General features: G+C 38.5%; 7 protein-coding genes. 5 read left to right on the top strand and 2 right to left on the bottom strand.

Features of this window, described 5'->3' with window-relative positions; genetic code table 11:
* Nucleotides 1-131 precede the first annotated feature (131 nt).
* The 5 genes from NEOC65_RS04790 to dnaK all read left to right on the top strand — a co-directional run bounded on the left by NEOC65_RS04790 (nt 132) and on the right by dnaK (nt 6,566).
* Nucleotides 132-1,499 (top strand): coiled-coil domain-containing protein, encoded by a 1,368-nt coding sequence (locus NEOC65_RS04790; RefSeq protein ID WP_213155938.1) that lies wholly within the window; start codon nt 132-134, stop codon nt 1,497-1,499.
* Between the two features lie 157 nt (nt 1,500-1,656).
* Nucleotides 1,657-2,430 carry a hypothetical protein gene (locus NEOC65_RS04795; protein WP_213155939.1) on the top strand — a complete coding sequence of 258 codons (774 nt, stop codon included), beginning with the start codon at nt 1,657-1,659 and terminating at the stop codon, nt 2,428-2,430.
* Between the two features lie 218 nt (nt 2,431-2,648).
* Nucleotides 2,649-3,842, top strand: coding sequence for a heat-inducible transcriptional repressor HrcA (hrcA, locus tag NEOC65_RS04800; protein WP_213152302.1), 1,194 nt, complete (start codon nt 2,649-2,651; stop codon nt 3,840-3,842).
* Nucleotides 3,843-3,856: 14 nt separating this feature from the next.
* The gene (locus tag NEOC65_RS04805) at nt 3,857-4,459 is read left to right on the top strand and encodes a nucleotide exchange factor GrpE (protein ID WP_166157155.1); all 603 of its coding nucleotides are present in this window, start codon (nt 3,857-3,859) and stop codon (nt 4,457-4,459) included.
* Between the two features lie 139 nt (nt 4,460-4,598).
* A complete protein-coding gene (dnaK, locus tag NEOC65_RS04810) occupies nt 4,599-6,566 on the top strand; it encodes a molecular chaperone DnaK (RefSeq protein ID WP_213155940.1) in 1,968 nt (655 codons plus the stop codon).
* A gap of 423 nt (nt 6,567-6,989) precedes the next feature.
* Here the strand turns inward: dnaK and NEOC65_RS04815 are convergent, their stop codons facing one another.
* Complete coding sequence (locus NEOC65_RS04815) at nt 6,990-8,369, bottom strand: hypothetical protein (RefSeq protein WP_213155941.1); 1,380 nt, start codon at nt 8,367-8,369, stop codon at nt 6,990-6,992.
* A 226-nt stretch (nt 8,370-8,595) separates the two neighbouring features.
* A partial coding sequence (locus NEOC65_RS04820) for a hypothetical protein (RefSeq protein WP_213155942.1) occupies nt 8,596-8,776 on the bottom strand: 181 nt, incomplete at its 5' end.

The following is an 8,776-nucleotide window of genomic DNA, read 5'->3' on the forward strand; positions in this document are numbered from 1 at the left end:
AAACAATAATAGATAGGCTCCCTTTTAAAAAGTTATCTTCCCTAACTAAATCATATTCCTCTTGTAAAAAAACCTAAGTACACTTATAAACTTAAGGTCATTTTACGCTGAATTTTCTAAGGAGAAACAAAATGACACAAGAAGTAATAAATAACGCTTTACAAGCTTTATACCTAGGAGATGGAGAGCCCTCCACCCAAAGAAAGGAATCTCCAGGAAATATGCAGGGTCGCCGAGTAGCTACTATCTGCTTTGGCAGCCTGGCAATCATAGCTTCTACCGCAGCAGCCGTAGCGGCCTTCATTTTTGCTTCTCCTGTGATTGCAGGGGCCTGCGCTACTACCGCGCTAACAGGAACACTTATCTCTACCATTCTAGCCAGCAGCCTTAAAGTTCCTTTTTCATTAATTAACCTGGTTAAGAGGCTTACAGAAAAAGTTAAAACTTTGTTTCAAGCTAATAATGCTTTAAATCAACAAATAGAAGAATTAAGAAATCAGCCTATTAATCATGAAGATGAAGTTGCTAAACAAAAAATAGCTCAACTTAATCAACAAATAGATGCACTAAAAGTAGAAATTCGAACTAGCAACGAAGAAACTCACCAATCGAGAGAAAGACTTCAATATGCACAAGAGGCTATAGCCAAAGCTGAAGAGCAAATAGGTGAGCTTAATCAACAGATTGATGAAATAAAGGCTAAAATGGGCATTAAAATGGAAGAGACTCAAGCCCTCCAACAACAACTTGAAGAAACAAAGAAAATAGTTGCTGACAAAGAAAAGGAAATAGAAGAAGTAAAAAATTCTTCAAATTCTGAGTCTAATCTCAAGGTCGCGCAAACGGCACTGAATGAACTTCATGCCACTCAGAAAGCGAAAACAGAGATAGAAAAAAAGCTTTCGGAAACGCAGAAAGAGATAGAAAAAATGAAGAAGAAGCTCACTAAAGCCGATTATGAGAAGAGGGCAGTTGAAGTTAGGTTAAAAGAGACAAAATCAAAACTTGATATTGCACAAGACAGCTTAGCCAAAAAAGAACAAGAAATTGGGCTTTTAAGAAAAAATTTAGATAACACGATGAAATTGTCAAAACATCAAGTGGAAGAAATACAAAGCTTAAAAGCTAGGCAAGAAGAGTTAGAAAAAAGATTAAGTGAAAACCCCTCAAGCGATGAAAATGTTACCCCTACTCTTACTTCTTCCGCTACTGTGGCAGAGCATCTAAGTGCTAATACATCCGTTGAGAATCCAATGTATGTTGCCAAGATTGAAAAGCTAACTGAAGAGCTTCAGGCATTAAAAACTGCTATTCAAGATAAAGAGCATGAGGTTGAAGAGGTCAGGAGCAAAGCTAAAGCCTATGTTCATGAAGTTAAAGAAGGTACAAAAGATTTCATTGATAAACTGCGAAATAAAATCTATCACCTGATGGAAAGAAATTCCAGCAAAGAAGAAGTTTTAGTAGCAATCGATAAGATGGTAAATGCAATAAAATAATCCGAACGAAAATAGAGCCAATCTTTTTTAAGCATTTAGAGCTCTGTCTTAGGCAAAAAACAAAAAAATTTTAATGTTTTATTCCTGCAATAGATTTTTATTCTTTAACAGTTTCTTATATCCTTAAAAAGCATTTTTAAATAAAGGAAAAGCAAAAATGTCAAGCCTTATACCTAATAGCCAGGTTTCGCAGAATGATTCTGCGGCTATTCCATTAGCCGCTTCGCCTCAACCGCCTTCAAATCCTAAGAAAAATTTTTATTCCTTTACAGTAAAAACGATAATATTTGGGGCGACCGCAGCTACTGTTCTACTAGCCATTAAATGTATTAAGCAGGAGCAGATCACCCTGAATGACCCTAGGATTTTAAATAACTTTGAAGCAAAATTTATAGCATTTTCTTCTGAAAAAATTATAGCAACTGCAGCAGGAGTGTGTGCTTTATTGGCAGTAGAAGTCTATAAAAAAAACAAGACGGTCGAACGGTTAGCTGCTAGGAACCTAGAATTGCAAAATGAAGTTAACATCTTAACAACTACGTTGCAAGAAAAGGCAATTGAGATTCAGCAATTAAATCAATCTCTAGCCATTCCTTCTATAAGCAGCGAAGGTGAGCCTACACTTACTCCTCCTCCCTTTATAGAGAGCACGCCGCGGATAAGAATGGATACTAGTTATGAAGTGCTGGCTACTCCTCCAAGAAAACCTCCACTTGTTCCTCCTACCCCTGCCACCCATGCCGCTCGAATTCTAAGAGTATTATATAATGATGAGCTTAATATGGAGAATAGCGAGCAAATTTTACAGGGGGAAATAGAAGATGAAATTTCATCAACTCCTTTTTCTTCTCCTCACTCCACGCCCCCTACTCCTTCCAAAGATGCTGCGCGGCATCTAAGAAAAATATTTAGCGAAGAGCCTAATTTTTAGAAGCTAAAGCAAATTTTTTTAAACCTTTCTAGATAAACTTCTTCTCTTAAGTTGTTACTCCCCCTTTTGTGTATCTTACCAAGGGGGGGATTGATACTTTTCCTCTCTTGAAAAGAAGACTTTCTAAAATTTAGCAATTAAAAACATTAACTGCTAAAAATTGCTTGATCGCAAATACCTGATAAATTATCATAAGTTCACAAAGGAAGGAGCACATCTTGAAAGCGTTAAAGCTTATTACCGTAAAAAAATCGGCTAAACATAACCGTGAGCGGCAAGTTTTAATGGGGCTGATTGAATTATACCTTAAAACTGGTAAACCTATCGGCTCTCATACTCTTAAAGAATTTCGTTTTGAAGAGTTAAGCTCAGCTACCATTCGTAATTATTTCTCGAATTTAGAAAAAGAAGGTTATCTTTCTCAACAGCATTCTTCCGGTGGACGTATTCCTACAACTCAAGCATTCCGACTATATGCTCAGGAACATTCTACCACAAAGCAGACTTCAGAAACCTACCAACATGAACTTCAAAAACTTCGAGATAAAGAAACTCACGAACTAGCTTCTTATCTACAAGAAGCTGCTGAAACATTAAGTCACCTAGCAAAATGCGCCGTCTTTTTATCGGCACCTCGTTTTGATCAAGATTATATCAATCAAATAAAAATTGTGGAGATTGATCATACGCGCTGCTTATGTATCATTCTTACTAGCATTGGCTTGATACAGACGGAAATCATGCCTCTTGATAAGCGAATGAGCACCTTCTCCTTAAAGCGAATGGAAAGATACTTTCAATGGCGACTCAACCGTATTCATCAATCCTCTAGCTCGATAGATATCAACACACCCGATAATCTTACTGAAGAAGAAAAAAACTTAGCTCAATTATTCTATAATGAAATTATGGTACGCTATGTCGTTAGCTATTCCAATTTTACCGATGAAGATATCTATCGCACCGGTTTCTCAAAATTGCTAGCTTATCCCGAAATGCAAGATGTCTCAAAGCTTACCCACTGTCTCTCTTTGTTTGAAAACGTTCCTTCCATGCGTTTATTGCTAAAAGAATGCAGCAAAAAAGAGACCTTAAAGTTTTGGATAGGCGAGGATCTTGATTTTCTTTCTGCAGGCCCGCAAGAATGTTCAGTAGTTACCGTTCCTTATTATGCTAATAAACAATGTGTGGGAGCTATAGGACTGCTAGGCCCTATACGCTTGCCCTATCGACATCTATTTGGCTTATTGCATAACTTTTCAGAAAACATTAGCGAGGCTATTACCCGAAGTATTTATAAATTTAAAATCACATTTCGTCAGCCACAAAGAGGGACAATTAGTACCCAACCGGATAAGCCATGCTTTTTGGGTGAATCTTCCCTCATGTTGATTGAACACAATGGTACGTAAAAGAGGAGCAAAAAATGACTATTGAAGATATACCTGATGAAGATGAATCTACCCCATCTTTAGAAAAGGAAACAAAGCCTAAAAAAGAGCCAAAAACAGTACATATTAGCGATCTTGAACTCGAGCATCTCAAAAGAGAGATACACGATTATAAAGACAAATATTTGCGCTCGATTGCTGAAGCAGAAAATTTAAGAAAACGTTTAAATAAAGAACGACAAGAAATGATGCAGATGGCTATTCAAAGCGTGATAGTAGATTTTCTTACTCCCCTGGATCATATGGAGAAGGCTTTGTCTTTTACAGATCAAATGTCTGAAGAGGTAAATAACTGGGCCACAGGATTTAAAATGATACTTAATCAATTTAAAGAAGCCCTCACTAATAATGATGTGCATGCTTTTAAATCGATAGGAATGCCCTTTGACCCTCATCATCATGAAGCAGTAGAAATGATAGAAACTACAGAATTTCCTGAAGGAACTGTCGTCGAGGAGAATACTAAAGGTTATAAAATGGGTAGCAAGATTATTCGGCCTGCTCGAGTAAAAGTAGCCAAAAAATCAAGTCCTGAGACGCATATAGAGGAAAATTTATCCTCCTCTACCACTGAATAAGTGAAAGTAAACGTTGAATTGATTACAGAAAACGCTTGAGTGAGTGTTGCCTTTTCTGAAAGCAAAGCTATAACACTCACATAAGGCCTTAAGCCAAATAAACCATCACATAGCAAATTACAAATAAGGAGTTTTAAAGATGACTCAAAAAAAATCAAAAATTATAGGCATTGACTTAGGGACTACAAATTCCTGCGTAGCAGTGATGGAAGGTGGAGCTCCTAAAGTCATTGCTAATGCTGAAGGTACAAGAACCACTCCCTCTATCGTAGCTTATAAAGGTAATGAGCGCCTTGTAGGTATTCCTGCAAAACGCCAAGCTATTACTAATCCAGAAAACACTATTTCATCTTCAAAACGCTTCATTGGCCGTAAATATGATGAAGTAGTGTCTGAGATTAAGACAGTGCCCTATAAAGTTACCAAAAATGCTAATGGAGATGCAGTCTTTGAAGTATTAGGTAATAAGATTGTTAGCCCCGAAGAAGTGGGTGCACAAATCTTAATTAAGATGAAAGAGACCGCAGAAGCATATTTGGGAGAAAAAGTAACGGAAGCTGTGATTACAGTTCCTGCCTACTTTAACGATTCTCAACGCCAATCCACGAAAGATGCCGGTCGTATTGCTGGCTTAGATGTTAAACGTATCATCCCTGAACCTACCGCCGCTGCCTTAGCTTATGGTTTAGATAAAGAAAAGAGTGATAAAAAAATCGCGGTATTTGACTTAGGAGGAGGCACTTTTGATATCTCGATCTTAGAAATAGGAGATGGTGTTTTCGAAGTGCTAGCCACCAATGGTGACACTCACTTGGGTGGTGATGACTTTGATAACGAAATTCTTAAATGGATTCTTGATACCTTTAAACAAGAAAATGGCATCGATCTGCATAATGATAAGATGGCTTTGCAGCGCTTACGTGATGCAGCCGAGAAGGCGAAAATTGAACTCTCTGGCACCCAATCGACAGAGATTAATCAGCCCTTCATCACCATGGATGCTACTGGGCCTAAACACTTGTCTTTAACCTTAACTCGCTCGAAACTAGAAAGCTTAGCTCATAACCTAATCGAGCGTACTAAAGAGCCTTGCCTAAAAGCTTTGAAAGATGCTGGCTTAAAAAAAGAGGACATTAACGAAATTATTCTCGTAGGTGGAATGACTCGTATGCCTGCTGTGCAAGAGGTGGTGAAAGACATTTTTGGCAAAGAAGGAAATAAAGGTGTTAACCCCGATGAAGTGGTCGCTGTAGGCGCAGCAATCCAAGGTGGAGTTTTGACAGGCGAGGTAAAAGATGTACTTTTACTCGACGTTACCCCTCTAACGCTTGGTATCGAAACTATGGGCGGCGTAATGACTCCTCTAGTGGAGCGAAACACTACTATTCCCACTCAAAAGAAACAGATCTTCTCTACCGCAGCTGACAATCAACCTGCCGTAACAATCCGTGTTCTGCAAGGTGAGCGTAAGATGGCCAATGATAACCGAGAAATAGGACGGTTTGACTTGAGTGATATTCCACCAGCTCCTCGAGGTATTCCACAGATCGAAGTAGCTTTTGACATCGATGCGGATGGTATTTTGCATGTTTCTGCAAAAGACATATCGAGTGGTAAAGAGCAAAAAATTCGTATCGAAGCTCAATCAGGGCTACGTGAAGACGATATTCAACGTATGCTTAAAGATGCTGAACTTCATGCCGAAGAAGATAAAAAGCGCAAGGAAGAAGTGGAAATTCGCAATGAAGCAGATTCCCTCTCATTCCGTGCGGCAAAATCACTCGAAGAGTATAAAGAAAAGCTACCTAAAGATCTTGTCGATACGATCCAAAGCAAAATCGAGGCTATTAAAAAAGCTTTAGAAGGCGTGGATATCGAGCGTATAAAAACAGCTAAACAAGAACTGGAAACCCAAATGCAACATATTGGGGAAGCCATAGCAAAGGCAGGACACGCAGGCGGCCCTGATGCTTCCTATGGGCAGTCTACGGCAGGTGGCCCAGGAGCTGGCTTTGGTGCTGAGCAGCAAGAATCTCAGAAGCAAGGCAATGGAGAAGAGACGATAGAGGAAGCAGACATAGAAATTATTGATGACAATAAAAAATAGATGTCGGCCTTTCAGAAGACAGCGAAAAAAAGCGCTGTCTTCTTTTCTTTACTGTAGCCTACTTTTCCTCCTCTTAGAAATTATACGCTTTAAAAAAACTTAGTCTACCTACCCAACCTTCTGAAAGACATCCCTCTGCTTAGCAAAAGGGATTTTATAAAGTACGTGACTGCATAAGGAGTAGATTAAAAGCGTATTATTCATGATAGAAAATCTTTATCCTATGTCTCCAATTTTTCACGCTTGATGTTGTTTTAAAAGAATAAACAGAGTCTGTCAGAAGCTAAAGTAGTGAAATTGTAGATGACACTGCTTAACCTAATAAGCCCTGCATTCAGTCTGCTCGCACGGACAAGCAAAAGCGAATAAGTTAGTTTTATAAAGTATGACTTGTAAATCTGGTCCCCCTGTGACCGCTCATGATTAATCTTGAGGTGGCAGAGGATTGATGGCTTCCATCCCAGCCCCTTGGTTTTCTACCTGTTTATGGAAAAGCAAAATTCTGTGTCCCGAATAAGCAACTTCATATTCATAGCCTTCAGCTAGCATTTGCTCTGAAGTTAAAATTTGAAAGGAATCCACATTCCATACTTCCATCATCGCCGGCAAATCTTGTGCAAGCTTTGCTAGTACCTTTTGCTGCTTGATCTGATAATTGCTTATGGGCTTGGTAGGGAGGCTTATAAATCCTGCTTCGCGTGCATCTTTGGAGGGCAAACTTAATGCTTGAGTCTCTTTTTTTTCTTCAGCTTCATTAGATAAAAGAGTTTGACCGATAGAAAAAAGGGAAGATTGAATATTTTTCCAAAAGGAGGGCGTGCCATTATAAAGCTTTCTTTCTATTTTTCTTTGTTCTTCCTTTTTATCCAAGCCAATGCAAGTAAACATTCTATTAAAGTTTTTTTCCTTTACTATATCATGCTCTCTATGCATACAGCTGAAGCATTCGTAGTTTCCTTCATATATATAGGGTGAAAACCAACGGGATAATTCCAAAGAAGAAACATTAGGATTTTCAAATGTTCCGCAAGAAGTAGTGTAAGTCTTTTCTGCGGGACGACGTGACAAACTTTTCATTCTTTCTATATCCGATCGGAGTAGAACGCTTTCTCCCAAAGGCATATCTTTATACATCTGCTTAAGAACCTTCTCTTGGTCTTCTATCTGCTTACTCTCTACCACCTGATCTTTATCGGTTAAAACTTTACCGAGGATTTTTATTTTAGCTACTTCTTCTTCTACCTCTGAGACCAACAGAGAATATTGCTTGCTTTTAGAAGGCTTGCTTAATTCTTTAGAAACCTCATAAATGCTTGCGATATTCTCGATAGATTGTCTAAGCAACCCCTGTAGTTCTTGCGGTTCTTTGCGCTCGTACATCTCTCTAGATCGCTTATCTTGCAAGCTGTACTGGCCATTATCGAGTAATCCTAATATAGATGTCTCGTCGTGGGGAGGGGAACTAGTGCTAGCTAGGTGAGAAACCGCAAGAGTGTTACCTATAGCATGGCAAGAAGGTGAAGTACCGGCTTTATGCTTGGTTAGCACGCCATTTTTTAAAAGCTTTTCTTGGATAAAAACAATAATTCTTTCGAGGATAGCTGCCAAAGCGCCTGCAAAAGGAATACTTTCTATACAGGCAATCAAACGATGGCCTAAGCAATGCTTAGCTTTGGCATAGTTAGAGAGCTGCCAATGCCGGCTAGCGTAAGGAGCTCCTGATAAGCCTGTGATTAAAGATAGTCCTATATCTTTATAAGATAAATCATATTTTCTCGGATGATTGGTCAAATGATAAGGCATACTGGGTTCCTGCTAGATTTTTAAGAGGAAAGCAACTTCTTATTAACCCCACAAATTAGTATAAAGCTAATAAATTATATTAATTTTCTTCCCTTAAATTTAAAATAGAAAACACTTGTTTATTATCAAACTATCATTCTGCTCGTTTCTCATCTAGTAATTAAACAACTGCATTTTATATAAAAATGCAAGTAAGAAACGAGTATATACGATTAATAGCTCTTTGCTAATCCGATTTTTCTTGAGATGGCAATAGCCCCATGGCTGCAACCGAAGCCTCTTGGTTTTCTACTCGTTTATGGAAAAGCAGAATTCTATCTCCTGAATAAGCACCTTCGTATTCGTAGCCTTCAGCTAGCATTTGCTCGGAAGTTATAATTTGAAAGGAGTCCACATTCCATACTTCC

This window comes from Neochlamydia sp. AcF65 (genome assembly GCF_018342435.1).
Taxonomy (GTDB): Bacteria; Chlamydiota; Chlamydiia; order Chlamydiales; family Parachlamydiaceae; genus Neochlamydia.

Bases quoted from the DNA above. Each gene is read 5' to 3' on its own strand.
- NEOC65_RS04790 (WP_213155938.1), top strand. From the start codon at position 132: ATGACACAAGAAGTAATAAATAACGCTTTACAAGCTTTATACCTAGGA.
- NEOC65_RS04795 (WP_213155939.1), top strand. From the start codon at position 1,657: ATGTCAAGCCTTATACCTAATAGCCAGGTTTCGCAGAATGATTCTGCG.
- NEOC65_RS04805 (WP_166157155.1), top strand. From the start codon at position 3,857: ATGACTATTGAAGATATACCTGATGAAGATGAATCTACCCCATCTTTA.
- dnaK (WP_213155940.1), top strand. From the start codon at position 4,599: ATGACTCAAAAAAAATCAAAAATTATAGGCATTGACTTAGGGACTACA.
- NEOC65_RS04815 (WP_213155941.1), bottom strand. From the start codon at position 8,369: ATGCCTTATCATTTGACCAATCATCCGAGAAAATATGATTTATCTTAT.